29 protein-coding genes and 1 pseudogene are annotated in these 25,930 nt (G+C 69.3%); 8 read left to right on the top strand and 22 right to left on the bottom strand.

Going from position 1 to position 25,930, the window contains the following annotated elements; all coding sequences use genetic code 11:
* Positions 1-79: 79 nt before the first annotated feature.
* Positions 80-934: a collagen-like domain-containing protein gene (locus tag V3T34_RS15090; protein WP_305078979.1), complete on the top strand. Its 855-nt coding sequence runs from the start codon at positions 80-82 to the stop codon at positions 932-934.
* Between the two features lie 137 nt (positions 935-1,071).
* Here V3T34_RS15090 and V3T34_RS15085 read toward each other — a convergent pair whose 3' ends face one another.
* Positions 1,072-2,316 carry a TIGR03862 family flavoprotein gene (locus V3T34_RS15085; RefSeq protein ID WP_060849812.1) on the bottom strand — a complete coding sequence of 415 codons (1,245 nt, stop codon included), beginning with the start codon at positions 2,314-2,316 and terminating at the stop codon, positions 1,072-1,074.
* Positions 2,317-2,535: 219 nt separating this feature from the next.
* Here V3T34_RS15085 and V3T34_RS15080 point away from each other — a divergent pair, with 219 nt between their 5' ends.
* The gene (locus tag V3T34_RS15080; RefSeq protein WP_305078991.1) at positions 2,536-3,588 is read left to right on the top strand and encodes a TerC family protein; all 1,053 of its coding nucleotides are present in this window, start codon (positions 2,536-2,538) and stop codon (positions 3,586-3,588) included.
* Positions 3,589-3,624: 36 nt separating this feature from the next.
* On the opposite strand, the gene V3T34_RS15075 is transcribed toward V3T34_RS15080, so the two are convergent.
* From V3T34_RS15075 to V3T34_RS15065, 3 genes are all read right to left on the bottom strand, one after another.
* Positions 3,625-4,380, bottom strand: a complete 756-nt coding sequence (locus V3T34_RS15075; RefSeq protein ID WP_305078978.1) for an N-acetylmuramoyl-L-alanine amidase — start codon at positions 4,378-4,380, stop codon at positions 3,625-3,627.
* Between the two features lie 4 nt (positions 4,381-4,384).
* Positions 4,385-5,125, bottom strand: coding sequence for a J domain-containing protein (locus tag V3T34_RS15070; RefSeq protein WP_060849814.1), 741 nt, complete (start codon positions 5,123-5,125; stop codon positions 4,385-4,387).
* A 164-nt stretch (positions 5,126-5,289) separates the two neighbouring features.
* Positions 5,290-5,559, bottom strand: a complete 270-nt coding sequence (locus V3T34_RS15065; protein WP_048426387.1) for a hypothetical protein — start codon at positions 5,557-5,559, stop codon at positions 5,290-5,292.
* Between the two features lie 254 nt (positions 5,560-5,813).
* On the opposite strand from V3T34_RS15065, the gene V3T34_RS15060 reads away from it, so the two are divergent.
* The 6 genes and pseudogenes from V3T34_RS15060 (at position 5,814) to V3T34_RS15035 (ending at position 12,524) form a co-directional block, all read left to right on the top strand.
* Complete coding sequence (locus V3T34_RS15060; protein ID WP_305078977.1) at positions 5,814-6,467, top strand: urease accessory protein UreE; 654 nt, start codon at positions 5,814-5,816, stop codon at positions 6,465-6,467.
* Between the two features lie 373 nt (positions 6,468-6,840).
* Positions 6,841-9,192 carry a methyl-accepting chemotaxis protein gene (locus V3T34_RS15055; RefSeq protein ID WP_331369222.1) on the top strand — a complete coding sequence of 784 codons (2,352 nt, stop codon included), beginning with the start codon at positions 6,841-6,843 and terminating at the stop codon, positions 9,190-9,192.
* 288 nt (positions 9,193-9,480) lie between these two features.
* Entirely contained in the window at positions 9,481-9,858 is a 378-nt protein-coding gene (locus V3T34_RS15050) for a hypothetical protein (RefSeq protein WP_331369221.1), read from the top strand.
* Positions 9,855-10,097 (top strand): hypothetical protein, encoded by a 243-nt coding sequence (locus V3T34_RS15045; RefSeq protein ID WP_331369220.1) that lies wholly within the window; start codon positions 9,855-9,857, stop codon positions 10,095-10,097. The genes V3T34_RS15050 and V3T34_RS15045 overlap by 4 nt, the downstream gene beginning before the upstream one ends.
* A 49-nt stretch (positions 10,098-10,146) precedes the next feature.
* A pseudogene (locus tag V3T34_RS15040) lies at positions 10,147-10,952 on the top strand (IS5 family transposase).
* A gap of 126 nt (positions 10,953-11,078) precedes the next feature.
* Positions 11,079-12,524 carry a radical SAM protein gene (locus V3T34_RS15035; RefSeq protein WP_331369219.1) on the top strand — a complete coding sequence of 482 codons (1,446 nt, stop codon included), beginning with the start codon at positions 11,079-11,081 and terminating at the stop codon, positions 12,522-12,524.
* Positions 12,525-12,621: 97 nt separating this feature from the next.
* Here V3T34_RS15035 and V3T34_RS15030 read toward each other — a convergent pair whose 3' ends face one another.
* The 18 genes from V3T34_RS15030 to V3T34_RS14945 all read right to left on the bottom strand — a co-directional run bounded on the left by V3T34_RS15030 (position 12,622) and on the right by V3T34_RS14945 (position 25,810).
* Positions 12,622-13,005: a hypothetical protein gene (locus tag V3T34_RS15030; RefSeq protein WP_331369218.1), complete on the bottom strand. Its 384-nt coding sequence runs from the start codon at positions 13,003-13,005 to the stop codon at positions 12,622-12,624.
* Positions 12,998-13,561: a hypothetical protein gene (locus tag V3T34_RS15025; RefSeq protein WP_331369217.1), complete on the bottom strand. Its 564-nt coding sequence runs from the start codon at positions 13,559-13,561 to the stop codon at positions 12,998-13,000. Before V3T34_RS15025 ends, V3T34_RS15030 begins: the two co-directional genes overlap by 8 nt.
* Positions 13,561-13,755: a hypothetical protein gene (locus V3T34_RS15020; protein ID WP_331369216.1), complete on the bottom strand. Its 195-nt coding sequence runs from the start codon at positions 13,753-13,755 to the stop codon at positions 13,561-13,563. The genes V3T34_RS15025 and V3T34_RS15020 overlap by 1 nt, the downstream gene beginning before the upstream one ends.
* 4 nt (positions 13,756-13,759) lie before the next feature.
* Positions 13,760-13,993: a peptidoglycan-binding protein gene (locus V3T34_RS15015; protein ID WP_331369215.1), complete on the bottom strand. Its 234-nt coding sequence runs from the start codon at positions 13,991-13,993 to the stop codon at positions 13,760-13,762.
* Entirely contained in the window at positions 13,990-14,256 is a 267-nt protein-coding gene (locus V3T34_RS15010; protein ID WP_331369214.1) for a Pam3-gp28 family putative phage holin, read from the bottom strand. Before V3T34_RS15010 ends, V3T34_RS15015 begins: the two co-directional genes overlap by 4 nt.
* Positions 14,257-14,331: 75 nt before the next feature.
* The gene (locus V3T34_RS15005; RefSeq protein WP_331369213.1) at positions 14,332-15,111 is read right to left on the bottom strand and encodes a peptidoglycan recognition protein family protein; all 780 of its coding nucleotides are present in this window, start codon (positions 15,109-15,111) and stop codon (positions 14,332-14,334) included.
* Positions 15,111-15,305 (bottom strand): hypothetical protein, encoded by a 195-nt coding sequence (locus tag V3T34_RS15000; RefSeq protein ID WP_331369212.1) that lies wholly within the window; start codon positions 15,303-15,305, stop codon positions 15,111-15,113. Before V3T34_RS15000 ends, V3T34_RS15005 begins: the two co-directional genes overlap by 1 nt.
* Before the next feature lie 62 nt (positions 15,306-15,367).
* Complete coding sequence (locus V3T34_RS14995; protein ID WP_331369211.1) at positions 15,368-15,541, bottom strand: hypothetical protein; 174 nt, start codon at positions 15,539-15,541, stop codon at positions 15,368-15,370.
* Positions 15,542-15,733, bottom strand: coding sequence for a hypothetical protein (locus V3T34_RS14990; RefSeq protein WP_331369210.1), 192 nt, complete (start codon positions 15,731-15,733; stop codon positions 15,542-15,544).
* Between the two features lie 2 nt (positions 15,734-15,735).
* Positions 15,736-16,842 carry a hypothetical protein gene (locus V3T34_RS14985; RefSeq protein ID WP_331369209.1) on the bottom strand — a complete coding sequence of 369 codons (1,107 nt, stop codon included), beginning with the start codon at positions 16,840-16,842 and terminating at the stop codon, positions 15,736-15,738.
* A 1-nt stretch (position 16,843) separates the two neighbouring features.
* The gene (locus V3T34_RS14980) at positions 16,844-17,359 is read right to left on the bottom strand and encodes a hypothetical protein (protein WP_331369208.1); all 516 of its coding nucleotides are present in this window, start codon (positions 17,357-17,359) and stop codon (positions 16,844-16,846) included.
* Positions 17,360-17,375: 16 nt separating this feature from the next.
* Complete coding sequence (locus tag V3T34_RS14975) at positions 17,376-17,840, bottom strand: hypothetical protein (protein ID WP_331369207.1); 465 nt, start codon at positions 17,838-17,840, stop codon at positions 17,376-17,378.
* The gene (locus V3T34_RS14970; RefSeq protein ID WP_331369206.1) at positions 17,833-18,174 is read right to left on the bottom strand and encodes a hypothetical protein; all 342 of its coding nucleotides are present in this window, start codon (positions 18,172-18,174) and stop codon (positions 17,833-17,835) included. The genes V3T34_RS14975 and V3T34_RS14970 overlap by 8 nt, the downstream gene beginning before the upstream one ends.
* A 124-nt stretch (positions 18,175-18,298) precedes the next feature.
* On the bottom strand, positions 18,299-19,897 hold the full coding sequence (locus V3T34_RS14965; protein ID WP_331369205.1) for a hypothetical protein: 1,599 nt from the start codon (positions 19,895-19,897) through the stop codon (positions 18,299-18,301).
* Between the two features lie 470 nt (positions 19,898-20,367).
* Complete coding sequence (locus V3T34_RS14960) at positions 20,368-21,375, bottom strand: hypothetical protein (protein WP_331369204.1); 1,008 nt, start codon at positions 21,373-21,375, stop codon at positions 20,368-20,370.
* A 72-nt stretch (positions 21,376-21,447) separates the two neighbouring features.
* Positions 21,448-21,636 (bottom strand): hypothetical protein, encoded by a 189-nt coding sequence (locus tag V3T34_RS14955; RefSeq protein WP_331369203.1) that lies wholly within the window; start codon positions 21,634-21,636, stop codon positions 21,448-21,450.
* A gap of 23 nt (positions 21,637-21,659) precedes the next feature.
* The gene (locus tag V3T34_RS14950) at positions 21,660-22,490 is read right to left on the bottom strand and encodes a hypothetical protein (protein ID WP_331369202.1); all 831 of its coding nucleotides are present in this window, start codon (positions 22,488-22,490) and stop codon (positions 21,660-21,662) included.
* Positions 22,487-25,810, bottom strand: a complete 3,324-nt coding sequence (locus V3T34_RS14945; RefSeq protein WP_331369201.1) for a host specificity factor TipJ family phage tail protein — start codon at positions 25,808-25,810, stop codon at positions 22,487-22,489. The genes V3T34_RS14950 and V3T34_RS14945 overlap by 4 nt, the downstream gene beginning before the upstream one ends.
* Positions 25,811-25,930 lie beyond the last annotated feature (120 nt).

The following is a 25,930-nucleotide window of genomic DNA, read 5'->3' as shown; positions in this document are numbered from 1 at the left end:
GGCACCCCAAGGTGCGGCGCCCGCCGATCCGGTTTTTTCTCGAGCGCGGGCCCGTCCGTCACGCCTCTGGGGCTAGCCGATGCGTCCTCTCCGCGCTGCGTTGATCCTGTCCGCGGTCCTGCCCGCCTGCGCCGTCCTGTCCGGCGCGGGCCTCGCACAGCCGCAGCCCGCGGGCTCGCGCGCCGCCCCGGCGGGGCAATCCGCCATCACGGTCTGGGATGCCCGGATCGAGGCCGGCGACCTCACCGTGTCGGGCAGCGTCGGCAAGGCCGGGGTGGTGGTCACCCTCGACGACGACATCCCGGTCACCTCGGACAAGCGCGGGCGCTTCACCCTGAAGGTACCCTACGTGCCGCAGAACTGCGTCGCGACGCTCAAGGCCGGCGAGGCCTCCCGCGAGATCGCGATCGCCAATTGCGGCGCCACCGGCGCGCCGGGGGCGAAGGGCGAGCCGGGCCCGACCGGGCCGCAGGGCGTCGCCGGCCTCGCCGGGCCGGCGGGCCCGAAGGGTGACATGGGTCCGAAGGGCGAGCCCGGTCCCAAGGGTGACGCCGGTCCCAAGGGTGACACCGGTCCCAAGGGCGAGGCGGGCCCCAAGGGCGAGGCAGGTGCGAAGGGCGCGGCGGGTGCGCGGGGCGAGGCCGGGCCGAAGGGCGAGCAGGGGCCGGCCGGCCCGCAGGGTCCGGCTGGAGCCCCGGGTCAGGCCGGATCGCAGGCCGCGGCCGCGACGGGTGCGTCGCCGTTCCGGATGTTGCGCACCGACGGCTGCGCCAAGCCGCATTGCGAGCTCGTCTGCGACGAGGGCGAGACCTTCGTGTCGTCCTACTGCCTGCGCGGCGGCAACCCCACCTTCACCCGTCGCGAGAGCGGCGAGGCGGTGGCGATGTGCCCGCCCGACAGCTCCGGCATGGTCGGGTTCTGCGCCAAGCTCTGATCGATCCTTCGGCTTTCTCCGCCGGATCGACATCCTCACCGTCATCCCGGGTTCCGCTGCGCGGCCCCGGGATGACGTCAAGAGGGTGTCGCCCGGACCGGATCATCGATGTTCCGTCCCCGGGATGTCAGGACGCGTCACCGCACGGCGAGCCAGTCCAGCACGCCCCTCGCGGCCGCCCGGCCGCTGGCGAAGCTCGCCTGGAGCAGGTAGCCGCCGGTCGGCGCCTCCCAGTCGAGCATCTCGCCGGCCAGGAACGTGCCGGGGCGCGCCCGCAGCATGAACCGCGCGTCGAGGTCCGCGAAGGCGACGCCGCCGGCGCTCGAGATCGCCCGCGCGATCGGCTGCAGGCCGGTGAGCCGCAGCGGCACCGCCTTGATCAGCGCGGCGAGCGCCGCGGGATCCGCCGGCAGGTCGCGCACCGCCTCGCGCAGCAGCCCGGCGGCCGGCGGGGAGAGGCCCGCGGCCTTGCGCAGCACGGTCGCGCGGGATTCCTTCGGCCGCGCCCCGGCGAGGCGGCGGGCGAGCGACGCCCCGTCGAGGTCCGGCCGCAGGTCGACGGTCGGCACCGCCTCGCCGCGCGCCTCGATCGCCTCGCGGATCGGCCGCGACAGGGCGTAGACCGCCCCGCCCTCGATCCCGTCGCGGGTGATCACCGCCTCGCCCCGCACCGTCTCAGACCCGAGGCCGAGGGCGATCCGCTTGAGCGGCGCGCCGGCGAAGCGCTCGGCGAAGAGGGGCGACCACGCGGCCGTGAAGCCCGCATTGGCCGGTCGAAGCGGGCGCACCGCCACGCCCTCGGCCGCCAGCACCGGCACCCAGGCGCCGTCCGAGCCGAGGCGCGGCCAGCTCGCACCGCCGAGCGCCAGCACGGCCACGTCCACCCGCAGGCTCTCGGGGCCGGCCTCGCCCGCGAGGCTCAGCGCCCCGTCCGCGTCCCAGCCGGTCCAGCGGGTGCGGGTGCGCAGGGTCACGCCGGACTGGGCGAGGCGCGCGAGCCAGGCCCGCAGCAGCGGCGAGGCCTTGAAGGCCTCGGGAAACACCCGACCGCTCGATCCGACGAAGGTCGGCTGGCCGAGCCCCGCGCACCAGTCGCGCAGGGCCTGCGGCGGAAATGTCTGGATCGCCGCGTCGAGCCGCGGTTCGGCCGGGGCGTAGCGGGCCAGGAACCGCTCCAGCGGCTCGCTGTGGGTGATGTTGAGGCCGCCGCGCCCGGCGATCAGCAGCTTGCGGGCGGGGGAGGGCATCCGCTCGATCACCGTGACCGCCAGCCCGGCTTCGGCCAGGACCTCAGCCGCCGCGAGACCCGCCGGCCCGCCGCCGATCACCGCCGCGCGGGCCGCATTCCCCGGGCCGCGCGCACCACCATCGATCTCGCTCATGGGACGCCCCAAGGCCGTGCCCCGGCGGCCCTGTCAACCTGCCGTGTCGGCAGCACGGAGAAAATAAGTGCGGGGGGGCCGGCCGGGCCTGCCCTTGATCCGCCGCCATCGGGGACATAAGTCGCTCTCATCGGCTGCGGGCCCCTCTGGCGAGCTGCGCTTTTCGCGCTCGTGATGTCGGAGCCGATGCTTTCCTCCTTGAAGCATCACGGTCCCGCGATGGTCGATTTCCTGTACATGACGTGGCTCGGCAAGCCCGTGTGGATGTGGCTGGGTTTCCACGCCGTCATCTTCATCCTGCTCGCCCTCGATCTCGGCCTCCTGCACCGCGACAAGAGCCGCGAGATCGGCGTGAAGGAGAGCCTGCTCCTCACGGCCTTCTACCTCACCCTCGGCCTCCTCTTCGGCGGCTGGGTCTGGTGGTACATCGGCCCGCAGGCGGGCCAGGAATACCTCGCCGGCCTCGTGGTCGAGAAGTCGCTGTCGATGGACAACGTCTTCGTGATCGCGGTGATCTTCGGCTATCTCGGCATCCCCCGCAACGCGCAGCACCGGGTCCTGCTCTGGGGCATCCTGGCGGCGATCGTGCTGCGCGGCCTGATGATCGGACTCGGCGCTGCCCTGGTCCACCAGGCCGAGTGGGTGCTGACGATCTTCGCCGCCTTCCTGATCTATGCCGGCATCAAGATGCTAGTCTCGGGCGACGAGGAGGAGGGCGAGAACAAGTCCGCCGACCGCTTCACCGGCTTCATGCGCAAGCACATGCGGGTGACCGACGAGCTCGACGGCCAGAACTTCACCACCCGCCGGCCGGACCCGAAGACCGGCAAGCCGGTGCTGTGGCTGACCCCGCTCGCCATGGCGCTGGTGCTGGTCAACGGCGCCGACGTGATCTTCGCCGTCGACAGCGTGCCGGCGATCTTCGCCATCACCACCGACACCTACGTGGTCTACACCTCGAACATCTTCGCGATCCTGGGGCTGCGCGCGCTCTACTTCGCGCTCGCCGCGATGGTCGACCGCTTCGCCTACCTCAAGACCGCGCTGGCCCTGATCCTGATCTTCATCGGCCTGAAGATCGTGATCGCCGACACCTTCGAGCTGATCGAGATCCAGCCCTGGGTGGCGCTGGTGGTGACGGTGGTCCTGCTCGCCGGCGGCGTGATCTACAGCCTGTGGCGCACCCGCGGCACGGCGGAGGCACCGGTCGCCGTACCGCCGCAGGCCCATGCCGAGACGCCGCGCGAGCGGCTCGGCAGCAGCCACGGGTGAGCATCGAGGGGGCGCCGCGAGCGCCCCCTTTTTTCGTTACGCTGGCTTGCCCGCCAGCAGGTCGCGCAGGGTCGTGATGGTCGAGGCGTCGGCCACCCCGTCGACCCGCGCCGGGCGGAAGTGGCGCTGGAAGGCGGTCACCACGGCCTTCGTCCGGGCATCGAAGGTGCCGCTCACCGGCACGTCGTAGCCGTAGAGCCCGAACATCGATTGCAGCGCCTCGATCGGCTGGCCGGCATCGCCCTCCGAGAAGAAGCGCCCGTCGCGGATCGCCGCGGGCGGCACCCAGTGGCCGATCCCGTCGCGGTGCAGGCTCTCCCAGGAAAAACTCTCGCCCGGGTCGATCTTGCGCTCGGGCGCGATGTCGGAATGCCCGAGCACCCGGTCGGGCCGGATCGGCCAGCGGCCGAGGATGTCGCGGCAGAGCGCCGTCACCGCCGCCATCTGCGCTTCCGGGAAGGGGGCGACGGTGCCGTCGTCGCGGTGGCCCGGATGCGCGATCTCGATCCCGATCGAGCGCGAGTTCATGTCGCGCACGCCCTCCCAGGCCGAGAGGCCGGCATGCCACGCGCGGCGGGCCTCCGGCACCATCTGCACCACCCGGCCCCCCTCCAGGACGAGGTAGTGCGACGACACCTTGGAGAGCGGGTTGCAGAGCCGCAGCAGCGCCTCCGATCCGCTCGCCATCCCGGTATAGTGCAGGATCAGCGCGTCGACCGGCAGGGTCCGCTCGTCGTGGTTGGGGGAGGGCACCACCTGGGTGGCGACCGGGCTGTCGGGGGTGAGGCTCATCAAATCAGCTCAGGTGCCGCTCGGCGGCGATGCGGTCGTAGGCGGCGTTGATCGCGGCGAGCCGCCGGGTCGCGATGGCGACGGCGGCGGGCGGCAGGCCGCGGGCGATCGCCCGGTCGGGATGGTTCTCGGAGACGAGCGCGCGGTACCGCGCCTTCAGCTCCGCATCGGTCAGGTCGCGGGCGGCGCCCAGCACCTCGTAGGGATCGTCGGCGAGGCGGACGTGCCGGGCCGTGACGGCGGCGAAGCGCGCATCGTCGAAGCCGAAGATCGCCGCCACCTCGGCGAGGTAGCGCGCCTCGCTCTCGTGGATCGCACCGTCCGCCTTGGCGATGTGAAAAAGGCCGTCGAGCACGTCCTCGAGCAGCGCCGGCTCGTCGCGGAAGGCCTCGGCGACCTGGCGGGCATAGCCCTCGAATCCGCTGGTGGTGCGCTTGGCGAGATCGAACAGGCGCTCGACCCCGGCGCGCTCGTCCTGCGGCACCTGCACGATGTCGGCGAAGGCCGCGACCTCGGAGGGCGTCACCACCCCGTCCGACTTCGCCATCTTGGCGGCGAGCGCGACGAGCCCGGTGGTGAACACCACCTCGCGGGGGGTGGGCCCGAGCAGCGAGCCCTCGCGGTCGAGGAGGAAATGGCCGGCCACCGCGCCGATGAGCGCCCCGAGCGGTCCGCCGGCGGCAAGGCCCAGGCCGGCGCCGCCGAGCTTGCCCCACACGCCCTGGGTCCAGACGCCCTGGCTCATGCCGGCCTCCGAACAGCGGTCGGGCAGCCAAGGGAGGCGGGGGTTTGGGCAGGGACTCGGGGAGGCGCGGGCGTCATGCCGCCCTTGTAGCGCCCGCGGGCCGTTCGCGGAATGTGGAAGCGCACCCGGCGGCCGATCCGCCGGGTGCGTTCAGGCGGTCGCGATCAGCGGCAGTAGACGTTGCCGTAGGGGTCGCGGTAGGTGCCGTAGGGGCACTGGGGGGCGGTGGCCGCGCCGACCACGGCGCCGCCGGCCGCGCCGATCAGGCCGCCCGCGAGCGCGCCGCCGGCCCGGCCGGTGGCCGCCGCGCCGATCGCCGCACCGGTCAGGCCGCCGAGGGCGGCGCCGCCGGCGGCGCGGTCGCCGGGGGTGTTGCAGGCGCCGAGCGACAGCGCCAGGGCGCCCGCGAGCGTGGCGGCGATGAGCTTCTTCATGGAGTCTTCCCCTCGTGCTTGTTCGGCGTCCGGCACCGGGTTCCGGCCCCACGCCCTGCCCTTGAGCTTAGCCGTATCGCGGCTGAACGCCAAATGAGCTTGGCCGTCAAAGAGTTCCCGGCGACCGGGGCCGATGGGTAACGAATCGTCAAGGTGCGACGCCGAAGCCACACGGTCCGGGGCCTGCCGCCCGCCCGTCAAATGCTCTACAGGGAGCCGGACAAGCCCCCGGCTCGAACGCCCGCGAGGACCCGATGCAGCGTGCCACCACCATCGTCCGCAAAGCCGCCGTGCGCCCCGACGCCGTCGCCGACGAGGTCGCCCTCGACCATGCCGCCCGCTCGGTCCGCAGCGCCGACCTCACGGCGCGGGGCGGCCTCGCCTTCCGGCTCGACCTCGACCGGGCGACGGTCCTGGAGGACGGCGACGCCGTGCGCCTCGAGGACGGCCGCCTGGTGCGCATCCTCGCCGCCCCGCAGGCGCTCCTCGCGGTCACGGCCGAGAACCCGCTTCGGCTCACCCGCCTCGCCTGGCAGCTCGGCAGCAACCACGTCCAGGCCGAGGTGACGGCGGACGCCCTCTACGTCCTCGACGACCCGGTGGTGGCCGAGCTGGTCCGCGGCCAGGGCTGCACCGCGACGGCGCTCCGGCGCCCGTTCCGCCCGGAGAAGGAGGTGGAGGCCCACGACCACAGCACCTGCGGGCACGACCATCATCACCACGGCCACGATCACGGGCACGCCCACCACGATCACGGCCACGGTGATCATGGCCAAGACCACGGTCATCATGCTCACGGCCACGATCACGCCCATCACGATCACGGCCATGCGCATGGCCACGCGCACGACCACCAGCACCACGATCACGGTCACGTCCACGGCCCGAACTGCAAGCACGGCCACTGAGCGCCCGCGCGGCCGATCCTCGGACGTCATCCCGTCGGCGATCTCGTTCCGGGATGTCGAAGCGAAGGGCGGGTCTCCCGGAGGCGCGGGAGGGTACCGGGACCTCTGGGCCCCCGCCTTCCGGGCTTCCTGAGTTTGCATCTCGAGATGACGCGCGGACGGGATCGCACGGCTCCTCGCGATGCTGCCGCCGCAAGTCGATGAAGCATCGAAACCAGGTCGTCGGCATTCGGAGCGGCATCGCCGATCACCTGTTGCGACCTGCGATTTTTGTGCAGTGCAAGATCAGCCATCCGTCGAAGTCTTAAGTCGGACTTAAGCCAGCTGTCATAGCCAAGATCCCGGTGACAGGAAGACCCGGGTTCACGGTCCGATGACGATCAAGACGCGCCTCCTCTGCGGCTTCTCGGTGATGCTGGCGCTGACCGCCGGCGTCGCCGCCTCGGGCTGGGTCAGCCTGTCCGGCTTCGCCCAGCGCGTGGACACCGCGAACGCGGCCCAGATGCTCGCGGGCCGCGTGGGCGACCTCGCGCTGGCCGCCGAGCGGTCGCTGCACGATCCCAGCGGCAAACGGGAACAGGCGGTGACAAACGGGCTCGCCCAGGCCCGTGCCGGCCTCGCCACCGTTCCGGGCGCCGAGGCGATGGCGCGCGGCATGGACGCCTTCGCACAGACCCGCATCACCTACGCGGCCGAGCAGGACGGCAAGGCGCGGATCCAGGCCGAGCACCTCCGCCTGATCGCCGATCTGCAGGCGGCGGCCGGCCGGATCGGCAGCGCGCAGAAGGCCCGCCTGGCGGCGGCGAGCCGGGCGCTCCAGGACAGCGTCGAGGCGCTCAAGGAGGCCGCCACCGCCGGCTCGCTCGCGGGCTCGGCGGTCCGCGGCGCGCTCGAGATGCGCAACGCAGAGCAGGTCCCCGGTGGCGATCGGGCGGTGGTCGCGGAGAGGTACCGTCTCCTGTCCGGGATCCTGAAGCGGCTCGGCGGGCAGGACGCGATGCGGGTCCCGGCCAAGGCCGCAGGCGACGCCCTCGACGATTACTTCGACGCCATCGACCTGCCTCCGGACGAGGCCGGGCGGGGCGACAAGATCACGACCGCCTTCGCCGCCATCATGGCGGCCCTGCGGGAGGTCGAGCAGGTCCAGAGCGACGCCGGCAGCGCGGTCCAGGCCCGCCTGCAGGAGCAGCAGGACCGGGTCGAGCGGGCGGCGGCCCTCCTCGCCGCCAGCGCGGAGGCGATCGAGGCCTCGAAATCGCTCCAGATCGCCGAGACCGCCCTGTTCGCGGCCAAGGACGCCCTGGCCGAGGATTCCTCGGCCAGGGACGAGGGTGGCGCGGTCGTCGCCAGCGCCGACGCGCTGACGACGGCGATCGAGACGATCCACCGGTTCGAGACCGATCCGGCCGCGCGCCAGGCGATCGAGGCGCTGATCGCGAAGGTGCAGGGCCTCAAGGGCCAGGTGCCCGGGGTCGTCGCGGCGAACGCCGCGCAACGCGCGATCCTCGGGCAGCGCGACGGGCACCTGACCACCCTCGTCACCGCCGCCCAGGCGGCGGGCGACGGCGAGATCGCCCGGATCGGCTCCGAGCGGCGCGCCGCCGAGATCCTGCTCCTCGTCGGCGTGGCGCTGGCCGCGTCGCTCGGCATCGCGGCGGCGTCGTGGCTCGCCCGCGGCATCGTGCGGCCGATCGGGCAGCTCGGCGCCGCGATGCGGGCGCTCGCCGCCGGCGACCTCTCGGTCGCGGTCGCGGGGCAGGAGCGGCGCGACGAGATCGGCGGCATGGCGCGGGCGGTGGAGGTTTTTCGGGAGGCGCTGGCCGCCAAGGCGCGGAGCGACGCCGAGTCCGCCGAGGCCGCCCGTGCCGAGGCCGGGCGGGCCCGCAGGCTCGGGGCGCTGACCGCGGACTTCGAGGCGACGATGTCGTCCTCGACGGAAGGACTGGCGCAGGCCGCCGACACCATGCAGGGCACCGCGACGTCGATGTCGGCGGCCGCTGCGCGCACCAACGCCCGGTCGGCCGAGGTCGCCGAGGCCGCCGCCCGGACCTCGGCCAACGTCGAGACGGTCGCCGCGGCCACGGAGGAGATGGCGATCTCGATCCGCGAGATCGCCCGCCAGGTCGCGCATTCGGCGACGATGGCGACCGGCGCCGTCGGCCGCGCCCGGGAGACCGATGCCGTCATCGCGGCGCTCGCCGCCGGCGCCGAGCGCATCGGCGAGGTCGTCACCCTGATCCAGGGCATCGCCGGGCAGACGAACCTGCTCGCGCTCAACGCCACGATCGAGGCGGCCCGGGCCGGGGAGGCGGGACGGGGCTTCGCGGTGGTGGCCGCCGAGGTCAAGGAGCTGGCCGGCCAGACCGCGAAGGCCACCGAGGAGATCGGCGGCCAGATCGCCCGCATCCAGGAGGCGACCCGCGAGGCCGTGGCGGCCCTCCAGGCGATCGGCGGCGTGATCGGCGAGATGTCCGAGATCGCCACCGGCATCACCGCCGCCATGGAGCAGCAGGGCGCGGCGACCCAGGAGATCGCCCGCAACGTCGGCGAGGCCGCCCAGGGCACCCAGGTGGTCTCGACCGGCATCCGCGACGTGCGCCGCGACGCCGAAGGCGCCGGCGAGGCCGCCGCCCGAGTGCTCGCCGCGGCCGAGGCGCTTGCCGGCACCGCGACGGGCCTGCGCGGCGAGGTCGATGCGTTCCTGGGTGGCGTGAAGGCGGCGTGACGGGCCGCGGGCCGACGCCCGAGACCGATGCCGGGCCCGGGGTACCCTCGCGCGCTCGGGCGCGATACAACTCGGTCTCCGGTGCGGACGGGACCGAATTATCCCCGTCGGCAGCGAAGCAGTACGAGATAGGGAACAGGTGACGGTTTTGGTCGAGCGGTCCGGAAATTTCAGCGCCTGGCGCTTCTCCGTCGCCCCCATGATGGATGGGACGGACGGAGCCGATTTTCTCTAGGAGGAAACGGCTCGCTGTACCTTCATGCTGTACGAAATGCTGTAGTCGATCCCATGCCTCTGTCCGACCTAGGCGCCATCCCCGACACCGTCCTCACCTGGTCCCGCGGCCTCGCCAGCCTCTCCCCGGGCGTCGTCCCGTGCCGAGGACTCCGACCCGACGAGTGGCGCGAGACGCACCGGCTGTGCGGCGAGTTCATCGAGCGCTGGGGGATGCAGGCGCACGCGGCGGGGTGGGACACGCTGCGGCTGTTCGGGGTCCACCCGGAGCTCGGTACGATCCGCGGGGACTACAGCGGCATCCTCGTGACGCTCTCGGTCGAGATCCACGAGGTGACGCCCGAGTGGATCAAGCTCGGGAGGTGGACCGCCTACCGGCACGAGCCCGTAAAGATACCGGGCATGATCCCGATCTGGGAGACGAAGCGATGACCGGCGGCGAGGCCTACAAGGCGAAGCTCCTCACCGAAGACGTCCTCAACGCGGCGGTCGCGGCCTACCTCGCGGATCCATCGGCGCCGGCAGTGTTCAAGATCGGCGAGGGCCGCATCGACGTCGCCGCGGCCGTCCTGGCTCATCCCTACGCCGTCGAGGTGCTTGGGCGGGAGGACGTGACCGGGCCGCAGAAGCGGAACGCGGTCAGGACGGCGGTGCTGCTGGCGACGGTCTAAGAGCGTCTAACAGAACGGCACGATTGGGTCAGTTGGGCGTTGGGGTGGTATGGCTCGCCCGCTTTGCCCTGACGATCTCTGGGCTGCGATCGCCCCGCTTCTGCCGCCCCACCCGCCTCGCCCGAAGGGCGGGCGCCCCCGGGTGGACGATCGGGCTGCCCTGACCGGCATTCTGTTCGTGCTGCGCTCGGGCATCCCCTGGGAGATGCTGCCGGCCGAGATGAAATGCGGCTGCGGCATGAGCTGCTGGCGCCGGCTGCGCGACTGGCAAGCGGCCGGCGTGTGGCGGCGCTTGCATCAGGTCCTGCTCGAGCGCCCACAGGCGGCGGGTGAGATCGACTAGAGCCGAGCGAGCGTCGACAGCGCGAGCGTGCCGGCCAAAAAAGGGGGTCTGCCACCGGCCCGAACCCGACGGACCGGGGCAAGGCGGGGACCAAGCGCCACCTTATCACCGACGCGCGTGGCACGCCGCTCGGCCTCGTTCTGACCGGTGCCAACTGCCACGACAGCCCACTGATGGCCCCGACGGTGGACGCCATCCCGCCCCTGCGCAACGGACGGCGTGGACGCCCCCGCCAGCGCCCCGACAAGCCGCACGCCGACAAGGCCTATGATGCCAGAGCGCGGCGTCGGGAGTGCCGGGCACGCGGGATCAGACCGCGGATTGCCCGGCGCGGTATCGAGAGAAGTGACAGGCTCGGGCGGCATCGCTGGGTGGTCGAGCGCAGCCACGCCTGGTTCAACCGTACCCGCCGCTTGCCCGTCCGCTATGAGCGGCGCGCCGACATCTACGAGGCTTTCACGCTCCTGCAAGCCAGCCTCATCACCCTCAACCAGATCAAAAGGTTCTTTTAGGCGCTCTAAACCACGAGTGGCTGATTTAGCGGGAGGTCCAACCCAAGGCGGGAGTGGCAATTCCGCAACAACTCTTCCACACGGTTCAGCATATCACTTTCGTATGAGAATCGGCTGATTCGGTGCATGGGGCGGACGGCGATGTCTATGCGGATTTGCGGAGAGATATTGCCGGGTCACCCGGTCACGCAAACCTTTTTGGCTGCTGATAATTACCTGAGCGGCATCGCAGTCTTAATAGCTACTTATGACGAAAAGAAACGCACGAGTTCCATAAATATTTCTTTGCGATGCATAACTGATACTGTTCGTTATATCGCTAGCAGGGAGATAAAACTGTCTCAAGTATATGACAATTCCTTTGTTGAAGTATTTTTCGAGCCCGAGTTGTCTTCTGCTGGCTCTTTGTACGAAATTTGTGTTTGTTCAGACGACTCATCCCATAATAATGCCGCAACACTCTATATAACAGACGGGGATCAAAGAATTAAGGGGCACGTTGCCTGCGACTCATTCGCAAAACTAAGTGATGAAGATGGCATAATTGCCAAACTGTCGTATGCTCCGTCTATAGTCAGCAGTCGAGTCCCTCCAAATCTCGAGATTAGTTTGGTGACTCAATGTAATCTCAATTGCGTCCATTGCATATCTCGCGAAACAAGGAAAGTTGCGCGGAGAATGGGTCCCATCATTAGGGATGCTGTGAGATCGTGGGCGCGGTCTGGGGCTTTACAGACCGCATACACTGATTTCAGTGGAGATATTTTCTGGGCAGACGCGCGCTTTGGCGGGGAGTTAGATTTCTTAATATCTCTAGATATTCCATTTCACGTTGATACTAACGGCACTCATCTAAGTCTGGATGCTATCAACAAGGTGCTCGCCTCCAAGGTCACGTCCATCAATATATCTATCGACGCGGCAAATCCGGAAACTTATAAACGCATCCGAAAAGGGTCGCCTCATCTAGACACCATTTTCGGCAACATGAAGATGCTCAGTGAAAGGCGATATGTACTCGGCCGCCACGATGTTCCGCTGTCGGCAGCATTTGTAGCGATGCGATCTAACATTGAAGAATTGCCAGAATTTATTATGAAAGTTAAGAGCGCGGGTTTTGATGCAGTAAGAACTATACATATGCAGGCATACACCTCAGATATGGATCACGAAAGCTTGTGGCACGATCAAGAATTATTTAATAATGTAAGAGAGTCTGCAATTGAAGTCGCAAATACAATTGGAATTGATATATTTATAGATCGACCATTTGACGATAGAGACGATCAGATCGGAACATCGTTCTGCACCCTTCCGTGGCGAGCCGCTTACCTGCTTGGTAATGGCGATGTGCTTGCCTGCTGCGTTCCCGGACTTCGGATGGGAAATTTAAATGAACAATCAATGGAGGAAATATGGAATGGGCAAAAATATCAGGCGTTAAGGCGAGCGGTAAACTCCGACAATCGCCCAGCATCATGTCGCGCATGCCCCTTTGTCAGAAAGACAAACAACCCATTAAGTTATATGCCGCATCGAGTAATTAGGGGACTTGATTTCGAGGAGGCATGAAAAAGCCCCGCTCGGCGGCTGCCGGCGGGGCTGAAGGCGGTGTCCTGGGTCTGGAAATCCGCCGGGGTAACGGCTCGGCGGCGGGATGGGTTCTGGATCAGGGGTGTCGGGTCCGACCCTGCACGTCCTGCTCGCGTTCGATCCGTTCAAGAATCTCGGTCTGCTTCCGTGCTTCCTCGCGCATGATCCTCACGCACTCGGCGATCCGGCGCTGAAGCTCAACGCACTCGCGCAGGATGTCCCGGATCTCCCGGGTCATGTCCGTGAAGACCACCGCACCCTGAAGGTGCATGGCGCCATCCGGCGCGGCGAGCGTCGCCCCGGCCGGCGCGGCTGGCGCGGCTGCGGCATCCTTCGCCTTGTCGGCCTTGAACATCAGCTTCAGCCCGGCGATCACGATCAGCGCGCCCAGGGCGGCTTGCAGCACCGGAAAGCCGGCCAGGCTGTCGTAGATCTGCTTCAGGAACCCGGCCTCAAGCATCGGTCGCCTCTCCCCCGTGCGCCCGCGGCTTGGGCGTGAGCACCAGCCCGCTCGCAGCGGCCGACGCCCTCAGCTCTTCGATCTGGCCCTCGAGGGTGTCCTTGCGCCGTACCGCGTCGCGGCGGGCGATGTAGCAGGACAGCAGCTCGAACATCGTCAGGGTGCCGAAGACCGGGATGTTGAGCGAAGGGGAGTTGGCGTGGAAGGCGTCGAGGAACAACGCAAGGGTGAGCTGCCCCCAGACCACGGCGCTGAACAGCGCGCACCAGGCGCGGATGTATGCCCCCGAGGGGAAGACTCTACCGTTGTTGATGTGCCCGTTCATGTAGAGGGCGAAGGCCCGGGCGATGCCGACCACGGCGTAGAAGGTCGCCATGTTCTCCTCGGTGGCGCCGAGGGCGGCGATCGGCCGGAGAGCGGAGCGCTCAAAGGTGTCCCCCGGCATCGCGAGGGTCAGGGCGATCATGATCATCATGACCGCCATCGACCACTCGAACAGGCGCTCCGAGCTGTAGGGCCCGGCCGGGTGGCTGGGGTCGGCCTCGAACAGCGGCATCAGCGCCTCCCCCAGCCGCAGGCGGCCACGCCTTTGGCGTTGTGCGCCCGGACCTGCCGGCGGGTCTCCGGTGTGTCCTTGGCGCAGTAGATGATGGGGGCCGCGGTCCGGCAGAACCGGGCCGCGTCGACCTGGACGTCAGGGGCCGAGCACGCGAAGACGAAGAAGCCCGCGGCCGCGCAGGTGAACGTCATGGCCTCAGTCCTTTCGGAGGAAGGGGTCAGCCGGATCCTCCGGCGCGGCGGCAGCGGCCTCGCCCGCCGCCCGGGCGGCGGTCTCCTGGCGCTCGGCTTCGGCGCGGGAGGCCGTCGCCTGCGTGGCGGCGCCGAGATCGCGCAGGGCTTGCTCGGCGCGCAGGTTGGCGAGCCACTGCGTGACGCCTTTGACCACCAGGGTGATGAGCGCGGACGCCCACAGCGGCAGGGAGATCACTGCGCGACCACCTTCGGCCCGGCCGCCTCGGCGATGTGCGTCGAGGTGGTGACGATCTGGGCCACCTGCGGCACCGCCGCGGCGGACTGCACCAGGGCGGTGTTGCGCCGGGCGTAGAGGCCCCAGGCGGTGACGGCGATCGTCACGATGGCGCCGGTGACCGCGGTGGCGGTGTCGGCGTCGATCCAGCCGCGGCCCACGGCGATGCCGCCGCCGAACTGCAGGAGGGTGCGCAGGAGCGCGGCAAGCTGGTCCTGGTTCATGGTCGTGTCCTTGAGGGGGTGCTCGGCTGGCCCGGCCGGCGCGGGTCGAACTGCCGCAAAATCTGCGGAGGTTGGTCAGGCGGCTGCCTTGGCGCCGTCGATCGCCGCCCAGGTGCCGGGCCCGGCGATGCCGTCGGCCACCAGTCCATGCGCCCGCTGCCAGGCGCGCAGGCTCGCCTCGGTCAGGGCGCCAAACGATCCATCCGTCGTCACGCCGATCGCAGCCTGCAGCGCCTTCACATCGCCACCCTTGGCTCCGCGCCGGAGCGTCGGGCGCCCGGTGGTGTCCTTCGCCGGCACGAGCGGCCGCACCGGCGCGCCGTTCATGATGCCGGCGACCCGGGCCCGGAACGCCTGCATGTCGATCCCGGCCGGGTCGATCTTCCGGCCCTTCGGCAGCGCCCATTCCCGGTGCGCGACCGCCATGATCGGTGCTGCGCCAACATGGGACAGGACCGCGGCGCAGAGCCGGGCGTAGGCGTCAACCTGCACCTCGGGCCAGGGCTCGCCCACGCCGGTGTTCTCAGCCTCGACGCCGATGCTCGAGCTATTGCCGGCGGTCATGCCCTGCCAGGCGCCCGGGCCGGCGTGGTAGGCGATTCCGGCCGCAACGACGTAGCAGGTGCCGTCCCGACCGAGCGCGACGTTGCAGAGCGGGCCGGCGAGATCGGGTCGGCCCTTGGTGACGGTGCCGAGCGACGGCATGTTGCCGGTCTTCGGCCCGGCGGTGTGGTGCAGCATCACCATACGCACGGTGCCGAGCTCGCCGTGGCCACGGGTCTTCCACCCGTCGACCTCGGCGAACTTGAGGCCGGCGGCGCGGAGCACGTCGGCGAGCCAGAGCGCGTTCGGCATCAGGCGGCTCCCGCGCTGGTCTTGGTGGCGCGCGACCGGCGCTTGCGCTGCTCCTCCACCCCGCCCCCGGCCGCCGGCAGGTCGTGATCCAGCGTCGCCTCGTGCTCGGCGTGGTCATGACCGCAGAGGCAGCCGTCGACGTGGTCGTGATCGTTGGGCGCGTGCGGGCGCGCCGCTGGGGTCTTGGCGGTCATGGTGTCTCCAGATTGTCAGGGGTGTCTGGACCGGGCCGGGTGGCGCAGCGGTCGGGGTTGGATCAGAGCGCCGCGGCAGCACTCCACAGCGCGTCGAGTGCCGCGGCATCGTAGCCGAGCATGGCGCCGAGCGCCGGCACGAGCGGGTGATCGCGCTCGTAGGTCGTGGCCGAGGACATCAGCATTCGGGCGGGGAAGCGCTGATCCACCGGAAGGCTGGCGATGGCGGCCGCCATTCAGGCCGGCAGGTCGCCCCGCGCCGCCCAGGCCAGCGCCTCGTCCTCGGTGATGACGTGGGCGAGCGCGAGTGCCTGAGCGAACTGGCGATCGGAGATCGGCGCGAGGTCTGTGGCTGCGAAGGCCAATGGCGGCGTCTCACCCTCCGGCGTGAAAATGACGCCGGAGACAGCATCGATGGTCGAGGGCATGGCTAGAGGCTCGTCTGGCTGACGGCGGCCGTCTCGCCGGCCTGCCCGCTGGGATCGGCGTTGCTCTGGGGGCCGAGGTAGAAGGCGCCTGTGCCGGCCGTCAGGTCGAATTGGCTCACAAAGCCGCCCCAGCCGGCTCCGCCACCGCGCCCGGCCGTGCCCGTGCCGTTGCCGTTGGCGCCGTTGCCGCCGTCGCCGCCCGACACGTCGATGGCATTCGCAGCGGCAGACCCGGTAAGGTAGCGGTAAACGATCGTCACCCACCCCCCGCCGCCGCCTGCTCCGCCGCCGCCGCCGCCGACGTTGCCGGTGGTTGGGCCGTACCCAGCTCCACCCTTCGCCCCTCGGGCGCGCACGGCAGCAGCGCCCGTCGAGACGCCGCGGATGATGGTCCGGGCGTAGATGGCGACGACCGCTCCGCTGCCGCCGCCGGATCCGCCCGCCCCGCCGCGGTTAGTGCCGTCGCCGCCACCGCCGGAGCCGCCGGGCGTCTGCGCGGCGCAGCCTACGATCGGGGTATTGCCGCGCAGGAGATCGATGGCGCTCCGACGATACCGCGTGATGGGCCCTAGCAGAGTCTGGGCCGTAGACGTCCCTCCTGATCCGCTCGGCCCGGCTCCACCCGCGCCTCCCGACCCGGTATTCCCGGCCCCCGCTGCTGCGGGGGCGCCCGCGCCCACGATCGCCTTGTTTCCAGCGGCCGTGCCCCCGGATCCTCCGGCGACCCCGACCACCCCGCCGCCCACCGTGCCGGACGCGAGCGCCGTGGTGGCGGCCGGCGCGGTGCTGGATGTCGCGTCTGTGCCCGCGAGTGCGGCGCGTCCAATCCACCCGCTCGTCAAGCCCGAGATGTCGAGCGTGCCGAGGGCGTGCAGGCGATACCCTGCCGTATCGACTACCGCCGATCCCGACAGGGTGAGGTTGCGGAAGTAGGTGTCGCGGGTGAGGGTGACCGTGCCGCTGGAATAGCTCGCGTCCCCGTCGGAGCCGTCACCGAACCAGAAGAGGTCGGAGGCCGCGGCGCTGCTCGCGGCGCCCGGCAGATCGTCGCCGACGGGCAGCTCTGCTGTGCGCCCGTTGATCCGGACGAGAGGGCGCCGCGTCGCCATGTCAGCTCGCCTTGACCACGTAGTCGTCGGGCTCGAACGTCAGTTCGCTCGTGCTCGTCGCCTTGCCGATGTACTGGTCGACGGTGCCGACGCCCGTGACCGGCGTCGCGGTGAGGCCGCCGGGGGTCGTCGCGAGATAGTATCGGGCGCCGTCGGTCAGGCCCGACAGGCCGGTGATCAGGCGCGAGAAGTAGACTGTCGCGTTCCCGCCCTGGACGACGGCGGCGAGCACGAAGCCGTTGCACTCCTTGCCCTCGACTGACGCGTCGGCTTTGCGGACGTTGATGGTGCCGGCGTTGTCGTAGAGGTTGACGAGGTTGCCGGCTGACAGCGCTTCGGACGCGACGACGACCTTGGTGTCGGCGCCGTAGCCGACCGGCATCACCGACGTGTGCAGGCGCCCGGTCGCGTCGAGCGCCGGGATATCGCCGTCATTCGCGGCACCCGTCGAGACTACGACGCCCACGATCTCGCGCCACACGCCGGCGACGCGGCGCGCGAAAGTCTTTGCAGCCATGATGATGTCCTATAGTTCAGGCGGCGAGGATAAACGGCTCGTCGATCTCGACGACGACCGTTGTTGCGGAAATCGCAGTCGCGACTTGCAGGACGAAACCGGTACTCGGCGCGGTTTGCGTCATCAGTCCGTTGAGCCCGAGGTAGAGGGGGCCGGGCTGCCACGTCCACGTCGTCTCGGTCATGACGCCGGATCGGATGATGTCGGCCGGTGCACCGGCTACGGCGGCGGCCGCGGTGACGCCGAGCACCTGCGCGGCGTCGGCGACCGCATCGCTCGAGGCGAAGACGACGCCCGAGGGAGATCCGCGCACGACCCAGTGGCCGCCTAGCGCCGCCGGTCCGACCGGCAGCCGGAACCCGACGCCGGCGGCGCCGTCGCGCCCCGGTGGGCCCTCCGGACCCTGCTCCCCTGGCACCTCGACGACGATCACGTCAGGGTCGGGTGGCACCTCGACGGTAGCCACAATGTCATCAGTCATCAGAAATGCTATCGACGCCGATGACGCCTCCCGAGGCGAGGTAAGATTGTCGCCCCGCGATGCGGCGCTCGATCTCGTAGCGCCCGACTTGGCCGAGGCTGATCTGGCGGCTGTCAGCGAGCGTGCGACGCCACCTCAGCAGGCCCGTCGCGCCATCGTAGGTCAGGCCATCGCCAGGATTGGCGGTGCTGCGCACGAGGCGGCTACCGCCGCTGACAATGGTGAGCACGAGGGTCGAGCCTGCGCCGTCGAACGGGGCCCCGCCGCTCAGCAACTTCCATGCGATGTCAGGGGCGTTCGTGCCGCGTCGGATTTTGATGGCAGGATCAGCCATGCTGCCTCCGGTGGGTTTAAAGTCGTAGTGGCGCGAAAGCGGGCAACATGGCCGCTTCACTGCATGTAATTTGCATATATAATAAACGCGGTCGGTTAATTATTATTGTTACTACTGTGAGAAACTATATTTCGCTATCAAGCGTGATAAATATCTTGCCGTGCGTATTGATGGCGACCGGGTTGACGGAGAGCGTCACGTTCGTTGCATCGACGGCCGCGACCATCACCGACACGGATTGCACGGATGCGCCTCCCGCCCCGGCAATCGAGGCTGTTGCCCTGAACTTGGTCGGGGTCGCCGCCAGGCCATGGGGCACCAGCAAATAGCCGCCGCCCGTCTGCGTGTCATAGCTCGCGATTTTCGTTGAGCGCACGGCGCCGGCCGGACCGCCCGCGACCGACACGAAGGGCTTGGCCTCGCACTGGCTCGCCGACCCGAACTCGATCGCCGGTAAGAGCGATGCAGAGGTCAGCAGCAGGCAGGCGGCGCCTGAGAAGCCGTGCATGGTGTTGCCGACGAACGACCCGCTGAAGCCGGGCGCAAGGCTGGCAGCGGCCGTGCCGAACGCGATTTCGTTGCCGACGAACGATGCCCCCGAAGCAACCGCGCCGCCCGTGCCCGCCACGCTCTGGATAGCGGGCGCGCCACCACTGCCCGGCGCGGCGATATAGTTGCCCTGCGCGAGAACGCCGCTGATCCCGGTGCCCTGATAGCCCCCAGGCTCGAACCGCAGGGCCCCCGACCCGTTGCCCTGGTCCATCATGTTGCCCAGGAGCCTCGCGTTGAGCACGGACGAGAGCGTTAGGAAGGGCCCGCCGGTCAGGACGCTTTCATTGTAGGCAACCAGGGTGCCTTCGGGGCGAAACGCTGCGCCATTGTCGCCGATCCACCCGCCGCTTGCCGTCCCGCCAAAATAATTGCCGACGACATGATTGTTGATCGAGATCTTCGCAGGGTCGTTGCGGATCTGACGCCAAGTGAAAGAGCCAGAACGGAGATTTGTGATATTATTGAAACGAATATGGTTGTTGGAAGTCGAGAACTCGATCAGCGGACCGCTTGCCGAAATATTATCCGCAATGATCTTGTTGTTCTGTATTTCGTTTGCATCGGTGGTCAGGTTGAACACCCGTCCGCTTGACCCGCGATGATAGATTGTCAGGCCGTGGACGTTTCCCGGAAGTGAGGTGGCCCTGAACATGTCGATCGGGTCGTTGGTCAGCACGCAGCCGCCACCGCCGACGATCTCGACGCCTGAGATGTCGACCGTTGACCTGATCTTGTGGCAGGCTCCCGGCACCCCGGGGACGATCAGTCGTGCGTTCGCGGCTTTCGCGGCAGCGACCGCGCGGCCGAAGTCCGCCGACACGTCGCTGCCCGCCAGCACGGACGGCACGGAGACGTAGGCCAGCAGATCGATGCCAGCGGCTGTCGCGCGAAAGCGCTCGGCGATGGGGCTGGCGTTGGGGCCGACTGTCGCATTCGCCCCGGACACCTCGCCGGTCAATCCTAGACCCGTGAGCGCGATGCTCGGGGTGGTGACCGCGTCCGGCGTCAGGGTCAGCTTGCCGGCCTGACGTTTGCCGAGCGTGAGAGGGCCGAGCTTGAGGTTGCCGGCGGCATCGATTTGGCCCGGGGGCAAAACCTGTTGCGCGTAGACCGGTGCGGAGGCGCAGAAGAGCGCGTCGAGCGCGAGCGGGATGAGGGCAAGCTTACGCATCACGCGAAGGTCCACAGGTTTGAGCCATTGGAGTGGAAGATGAGCTTCTGATAGGGCGAGCCCATCACGACTGATGGCTGTCCCGCGATTGTGTCCGAGCCCAGGGCGGAGACCGTAATCGTCAGCCCCGCATCGAATGAGCAAAGGCCGGTCTCGTCGGCAACGTAAAGCGGCTGGCCGGGCTCGAAGCCCGCCCGCCGCCGGGGGCAGCGATACCGTGCGCCCTGCTGTGAGGCCGGTGACGCCCACGTAGGCGTCCGATGCGGCGAGCGCTACGCTCTGGTCCGCCACTTGGCGCCGGCCGCAGCGCACCAGGGACACGCCGCCCGGGGTGGCCCCGTCCTGCATTCGCAGGCGCTCCCCATCCCAGATTGGTTCGCCGGGAGCTCCGATATAGCTGCGCACCGCGGATCGATCGGGCAGATCGCTGGCGGCTCCCTGCCGCGCAAATTGGCGCTTCTGGCGAGCCATCAGCTGCTCCAGTCGTTTGAGGGATCGGGGCTGCCGTCGAAGGACCAATCATAGGCAGCCGTCTGCAGCTGGGCGGCGTAGGACCTAGCGTCGGCGGCGGCGGCGGCCGCGGCATCCCGGGCGGCCTGGGTCAGGCTGACGGCAAATCCCGACACATCGCGGTCGTTGCCGGTTTGCGCCCGGTCCTGCGCCGTGGCTGATGCCGCCGCTTGAGCCGTCGAAGCAGCGGGCAGCGCTAGATCCCGCGCGGCCTCAGCTGCCTGTCGGGCCGCCGCCGCCGCTGAAGCCTGTGCCAGCGCCGTCGCGGCCTGGTTCGTCGCCTCCGTTGCGCCGCTAGATGCGGCGGCAGCCTGGGACGCCGCTGTTCCCGCGCTCGCCTGGGCGTCGCGGGCGCTCAATGCCGCCATGCCGGCCGAGCCCGCAGCACCGCTGGCGCTACCAGCCGCCGACGATGCCGCTGATGTGGCCGCACCAGACGCCGTGCTGGCACGATCCGCGGAGAGTATCGCGTCGTCTCGGGCAGCCTGCGCCTCTACCGTGCTCTCCGCCGGTGATCCTTTGATCTCCTGGCCCGCAGACCAATCACTAGCTTGGCCTGTGTTAGCGATCTTCGTGTAGAGCGTCCAGGGGTCGCCAAGGCTCAGGAAGACAAAGCCGACACCCTGGTCATTGTATTTCGCCCGGTCGCTCGGCGGCCCGGCCACGTCCCATTTGATCGGGCCTGCCTCGAACTGCGCCAGGAGCTGGCTGAGCCTGAGGTTGGTGGTGGTCGACTGGTTCCAATACGGGCCGGTCAGGGAGATGTCCCAATCCGACGCGCCTGTGATGTCCGGGCCCGGCCAGGCCTGCTTGAGCTGCAGCTGGCTGGGCGAGATCGCTCGGGAGATCAGCGCGGTGATGCCGCGCAGCACCAGCTGATCTCCCTCAGCCGCCACGAAGCTGGTCAGCGTCCCGGACACGACGAAAGACCCCGTCGTCACGGAGACGAGGCCGGCAGAGGTAGCCATGAGGTAGGTGCTCCCGTAGCGTCAGGCTCGACGGTGGTGGGGCGCTCGTCCGGGCCTGCCCGCGGCGCGGCTTCAGGCCTGCCCGCGCTCGTAGCCGACGGCGACGTTGGCGATGGTGAGGGCGAGGTTGGTGCAGCCGGCACCGGGGATCATGCCGGCGGTGAGGACCGGGATCAGGGCATCGCCGATCTTGATGGCGGTGATCTGGTTCTGGGCGTTCTGCACCAGCGTGACGGCGGTGGGCTGGTTGGTATCGGCCATGGGAGGCTCCTGGGTGATGGGCCTCACGGGCCCGGGGGAAGGACGAATTCCAGACCGACAGCCTGCAGTGCGGCGACGACTTCGCTCTCGGTGGTGGCGCGGGCGACGGCCTGGGTGACGCGGACCCGCTCTTTCTCGCGCTCGACCGTCTTCGTGCTCTCGGCAATGATCGCCGCGGCCAGCACGGCAGGATCCTGACCGCGCTCGGCCGCCTCCTCGGCGATCCATTCGCTGTCGCCGCCAGCGAGTACGCGAGCCGCCTCCTGCGCCTTGAGCAGGTCGGCCGCCTGCAGCCCGGCGGGCCGGGAGACCAGGGCCTGCTCGGCGTAGTGGAGGGTGGCGATCTCCTTTGCCCGGGCGCGCACCGCCTCGAGGCCTGGGCCGATCACGACCGCGCCGGCTGGCGCCTCCGGGACGGGGCCGGTGGCGACCGGCACCGTCAGCGTCTCGACCGCCGGCCGGCGCGGCCATGCCACCATCGTGACCTGATAGGTGCCGGGCACCATCAGGACGAGGTCGACCGCGCCGCTGGCGGTCACGGTCTCGGTGATGGGGCCCGTGACTGCGATGACGGTGTCCGGCGGCAGGTGCACGCGCGCCGGTGCGCCGGGGGCGGGCTCGCGGGTGGCGAAGGCCACGACGAGGGCGCGCCGCAGCCGCAGGCGCCGAGCCGGGCCGGTCGGGTCCTCGATGTAGTGCGTCGCGTCGGCCGCCTCGCCAGCCAGGATGCCGCCGCGCTCGGCATCCTCGGCCACGATGTACTGCATCTCCATCCGGCCGCGTTCGGTGATCCGGCCGGCTTCATCGTGCCTCACAAAGGGCACAGGCGCCGAGGTGTACGGCCCCATGCTCATTTGCTCTCCTGAACGCTGATGTAGACGCCGCCGATCCCGACGGTGTTGTCATCGACGACCTGATAGGTGTGCGATCCAACGCCAGGATAATCGAGTATGGGGTATGTGGTTGGCCCGAGCCGCAGGTATGAAGCGTTGACGTTTGGGCTTGGGTCGAAGTCCATCGTGAAGTTTGCGGGAATGGCGCCGATCAGGGTGCCATCTCGGTAAATCTTGATCGCCCCGGTGCTGATCCCGGTCTGTCGGAAGCGCGAGCTGAGATCCCCGACCCGGTTGGCGAGCACCGCCACGGCCCGCGCCGTCCGGACAGTGATGGTCACGCTCGCTTGCTGGCCGTTCGATTGCGCCGAGACGAGGCCCGAGATGGCCCCGTCCTTCACGTTAATGTTGTCGACGACCAAGTTGCCGATCTGGGCCGAAGTGACGATCAGCGCCTCGGTCGCGAGCTTCCGCGCGGTGATCGTGCCGTCCACGAACACGTCGGCGCTGATACGGAGGTTGAACGAGACCGATCCGTCGAGTTGCCGGACGCCGGTGAACACGAACCCGCCCGACTGGCCGTCGATGTAGCCGGTGACGCCGTATTGGACTTTCACGCCGTCGTAGGAAGCGGCCAACGTCGTGATCTGGGCGGTGTGCCCATTCTGCGTCGTCGAAAGCGATTGGATGGACGACGCCTGCGACGACAGTTGCCCGTCGACATTGTCGGCCCGGGTCTGCAGCTGGGACACAGCCTGGGCATTGGCGCCGATCTGCCCGCCCTGGCCCGATACCGTGCTGGACAGGTTCGAGAGCTGCTGCGCCTGGGTCGACAAGCCCTGCTCGGTCACGCTGGTTCGTGTACTGAGGTCTTGTAACGCCTGGCTGTTCGCGCCGATCTGGCCGCCCTGGGTGGAGACTGAGCTTTCGAGCGCCGTGGTCCGGTTCGCGACGCTCGTGACGTTGCCTTCGGTCGTCGAGGTTCGCGCCGCGAGATCGTCGATGGCTCGGGCCTGTCCGACGATCTCCCCGCCCTGGTCGGAGACCGAGGCTGCGAGTGCATCAGTCCGACGTGCCTCACTCTCGATCCTGCCCTCGGCGGCAGAGGTGCGTGTGGTGAGCCGCGAGACCGCGTCGGCGGTACCGCTGATCTGGCCTCCCTGAGTGGACACGGTCGAGGATAACGCGTCGAGGCGAGCGGCCTCGCTGGTGATCCGGTCCTCCGCGGTGGTCGTGCGTGCCGTTAGGTCCGACAAAGCCGTGGACGTGCCGCTGATCTGCTGGCCCTGATCTGAGACGGTTGCCTCAAGCGCCGTGGTGCGCTTCGCCTCGGACGTCACCCGGCCGTCGATCTTCTCCGCCCGGGTGCTGACGCGGTCGATCGCCGTCGCGTTGGCCGAGATCTGCCCGCCCTGCGTCGTCACCGTCGATCGCAGCTCCGTCAGGCTCTCCGAGAGGCTGACGATGTTGTCCTCGGTTAGGGTCACGCGCGCGGTGAGAGCCTGCACCGCATTCGCTTGCCCGGACAGGGCAAGATCGTTGGCGTCGATCCGCGACGAGAGCTGCGTGATCGACTGCGACTGGGCTGTGATCGTCCCCTCGGCGTTCGTGACCCGGGTCGACAGGCCCTGGATCGCCGAGGCGTTACCGACGATGCCGCCCTCGGCGACGTCGAGGCGCGCCGCGAGGGTGGTGGTGATCGACGCCAGAGCCTCGTCGCCGGAGACCCGCAGGCGCGTCTCGCGCTCGATCGCCGCATAAGATCGGCCATCCGCGACCTTGAGCACCTGGCGCTGCTCGTAGCTGTTCGCGGCCTCCGTCGCTGCCTCGGCCGCGAGACGGTCCACCGCCGCCGTCAACTGCCGGATGGAGCCCAGGATGCTGTCGTCCCCAATGCTGAGGGCGAGCCGCGTGGCCTCGCGCGCGCTGTCGATCAGGCCCTGCGCCTCGGCGAGCTTGTCGACCGTCAGCTGCTGCCCGAGCGCCAGGGTGCCCCGCCCGAGGTCGTTGATCGCGCCGATGTCCTTCTGCAGCTGCGCGGACATCTTCTCGATCTGGATGGACAGGGGCTCGATCAGCTCGCCCTGAACGACCGGCGCCACCGTCGTGAACGTCGTCGTGATCCAGTCGCCGGGCAGCCCGGTCCGGCCGTAGGCCCGGGCGCGCACCGTCACGGGCCGGTCGGTCTGCCGCATCTGGGCGCGACCGCTCGAGGCGGGGACGAGCGGCGATAGCACCTCCCAGGTGGTGGCGCCGTCGTAGCTGATCTCGACCTCGTAGGCGCGGGCGCCGAGGGTTGCCGAAACGCCCCACACGACCTCGATGCCGGTCTCCACCCTCTGGCAGTGGGCATGGAGCACCGAGATCTCGGGCATCAGCGGCTCGGCCAGCGGGTCGGCGTTCACAGGCGCCGGCGCGATCGTCTGCTCGTCCAGCAGTTGCCACACCCGAGCGTCGTCCTTGACCATCTCGATCTGAACGTGGTCCGGGTCGCTCGGAATCGCCGAGCGTGCGACGTAGGTCTCCCGAAGCTCGACGAGCTCGCCGAGCACCACCGTTGTCGGGTCCTGCGTGTCCCGGGCGAGCACGTCGGCGAGGCTCAAGCCCGTCTGCGCGGACAGCGTCGTCACGTCGTCGGGATGCAGCTCGAGCCCGCGGGAGCCGACGCCGCGCATGCGCAGGATGCCCCACTCCTTGCCCTGGCGCGTGCGGATCGATCCGTAGCCGTAGGCGGCCGGGACGTTCGCGGTCGCGTCGAGGGTCAGCACGTTGCCGGCGGCCGACGCGACGCCGTAGGCCTGCTTCCCGCGCAGGAACCATAGGTCCGACAGGACGTGGTCGCCCGGGTAGACGAGGCGGCCGTCCCACTCGGTCTGAATCTTCCGCTCGGCGCCGCGGAACACCGCGACCGCGGCGAGCCAGGTGGCGTGCTTGAGCGCGTGCAGCCCGTCGGTGATGCCGGCGACCTTGTAGCGCTTCGGGGTCCGGGTCGGCGCGCCGTAGCTGTAGCGCACCTCGTCCGGCCGCTTCGGATCGCCGTCGCGATCGAACTCCACGATGACGTCGCCGCCCTCCACCTTCGTCTTGTAGGTGGCGCCCGACGAGTCCCGCACGATCTGCCGGCGGGTGAGGACGTGGCGCGGCTCGGCCCGGCTCTCGTCGCGGACGAAGCTGTGCACCGCGCCCACCTTCACCGGGTCGGCGCGCAGGGGTAGGAGCAGTTGGCCGGCCGCCTCCCAGAACGAAGACACCTCCGGCAGCGCGCCGTCATAGGTGTCGTTGTCCGCCAGCAGGTTCGCGTAATAGAGCGCCTTCGACGCATCGACGCTGTTCGGTGTCAAACGGCATCGGAACGGGACCCCTGATCGGCGTCCAATCGGGCCCCCTTGTTGAGCATGCGCGACGCCCCTGCTCAGCCCGGCGAAGCGGGTCGGGGTGGCGCAGCCGGGCTGAGCAGGGGG

The sequence above is a fragment of the Methylobacterium ajmalii genome, from assembly GCF_036448855.1.
Lineage (GTDB): Bacteria > Pseudomonadota > Alphaproteobacteria > Rhizobiales > Beijerinckiaceae > Methylobacterium > Methylobacterium ajmalii.
This window is presented reverse-complemented; position numbering and strand designations above follow the sequence as displayed.

Excerpts from the sequence above, each read along its gene's own strand:
- V3T34_RS15090 (WP_305078979.1), top strand. The coding sequence starts at position 80 with ATGCGTCCTCTCCGCGCTGCGTTGATCCTGTCCGCGGTCCTGCCCGCC.
- V3T34_RS15085 (WP_060849812.1), bottom strand. The coding sequence starts at position 2,316 with ATGAGCGAGATCGATGGTGGTGCGCGCGGCCCGGGGAATGCGGCCCGC.
- V3T34_RS15080 (WP_305078991.1), top strand. The coding sequence starts at position 2,536 with ATGGTCGATTTCCTGTACATGACGTGGCTCGGCAAGCCCGTGTGGATG.
- V3T34_RS15075 (WP_305078978.1), bottom strand. The coding sequence starts at position 4,380 with ATGAGCCTCACCCCCGACAGCCCGGTCGCCACCCAGGTGGTGCCCTCC.
- V3T34_RS15070 (WP_060849814.1), bottom strand. The coding sequence starts at position 5,125 with ATGAGCCAGGGCGTCTGGACCCAGGGCGTGTGGGGCAAGCTCGGCGGC.
- V3T34_RS15065 (WP_048426387.1), bottom strand. The coding sequence starts at position 5,559 with ATGAAGAAGCTCATCGCCGCCACGCTCGCGGGCGCCCTGGCGCTGTCG.
- V3T34_RS15060 (WP_305078977.1), top strand. The coding sequence starts at position 5,814 with ATGCAGCGTGCCACCACCATCGTCCGCAAAGCCGCCGTGCGCCCCGAC.
- V3T34_RS15055 (WP_331369222.1), top strand. The coding sequence starts at position 6,841 with ATGACGATCAAGACGCGCCTCCTCTGCGGCTTCTCGGTGATGCTGGCG.
- V3T34_RS15050 (WP_331369221.1), top strand. The coding sequence starts at position 9,481 with ATGCCTCTGTCCGACCTAGGCGCCATCCCCGACACCGTCCTCACCTGG.
- V3T34_RS15045 (WP_331369220.1), top strand. The coding sequence starts at position 9,855 with ATGACCGGCGGCGAGGCCTACAAGGCGAAGCTCCTCACCGAAGACGTC.
- V3T34_RS15035 (WP_331369219.1), top strand. The coding sequence starts at position 11,079 with ATGGGGCGGACGGCGATGTCTATGCGGATTTGCGGAGAGATATTGCCG.
- V3T34_RS15030 (WP_331369218.1), bottom strand. The coding sequence starts at position 13,005 with ATGCTTGAGGCCGGGTTCCTGAAGCAGATCTACGACAGCCTGGCCGGC.
- V3T34_RS15025 (WP_331369217.1), bottom strand. The coding sequence starts at position 13,561 with ATGCCGCTGTTCGAGGCCGACCCCAGCCACCCGGCCGGGCCCTACAGC.
- V3T34_RS15020 (WP_331369216.1), bottom strand. The coding sequence starts at position 13,755 with ATGACGTTCACCTGCGCGGCCGCGGGCTTCTTCGTCTTCGCGTGCTCG.
- V3T34_RS15010 (WP_331369214.1), bottom strand. The coding sequence starts at position 14,256 with ATGAACCAGGACCAGCTTGCCGCGCTCCTGCGCACCCTCCTGCAGTTC.
- V3T34_RS15005 (WP_331369213.1), bottom strand. The coding sequence starts at position 15,111 with ATGCCGAACGCGCTCTGGCTCGCCGACGTGCTCCGCGCCGCCGGCCTC.
- V3T34_RS15000 (WP_331369212.1), bottom strand. The coding sequence starts at position 15,305 with ATGACCGCCAAGACCCCAGCGGCGCGCCCGCACGCGCCCAACGATCAC.
- V3T34_RS14995 (WP_331369211.1), bottom strand. The coding sequence starts at position 15,541 with ATGGCGGCCGCCATCGCCAGCCTTCCGGTGGATCAGCGCTTCCCCGCC.
- V3T34_RS14990 (WP_331369210.1), bottom strand. The coding sequence starts at position 15,733 with ATGCCCTCGACCATCGATGCTGTCTCCGGCGTCATTTTCACGCCGGAG.
- V3T34_RS14985 (WP_331369209.1), bottom strand. The coding sequence starts at position 16,842 with ATGGCGACGCGGCGCCCTCTCGTCCGGATCAACGGGCGCACAGCAGAG.
- V3T34_RS14980 (WP_331369208.1), bottom strand. The coding sequence starts at position 17,359 with ATGGCTGCAAAGACTTTCGCGCGCCGCGTCGCCGGCGTGTGGCGCGAG.
- V3T34_RS14975 (WP_331369207.1), bottom strand. The coding sequence starts at position 17,840 with ATGACTGATGACATTGTGGCTACCGTCGAGGTGCCACCCGACCCTGAC.
- V3T34_RS14970 (WP_331369206.1), bottom strand. The coding sequence starts at position 18,174 with ATGGCTGATCCTGCCATCAAAATCCGACGCGGCACGAACGCCCCTGAC.
- V3T34_RS14965 (WP_331369205.1), bottom strand. The coding sequence starts at position 19,897 with ATGCGTAAGCTTGCCCTCATCCCGCTCGCGCTCGACGCGCTCTTCTGC.
- V3T34_RS14960 (WP_331369204.1), bottom strand. The coding sequence starts at position 21,375 with ATGGCTACCTCTGCCGGCCTCGTCTCCGTGACGACGGGGTCTTTCGTC.
- V3T34_RS14955 (WP_331369203.1), bottom strand. The coding sequence starts at position 21,636 with ATGGCCGATACCAACCAGCCCACCGCCGTCACGCTGGTGCAGAACGCC.
- V3T34_RS14950 (WP_331369202.1), bottom strand. The coding sequence starts at position 22,490 with ATGAGCATGGGGCCGTACACCTCGGCGCCTGTGCCCTTTGTGAGGCAC.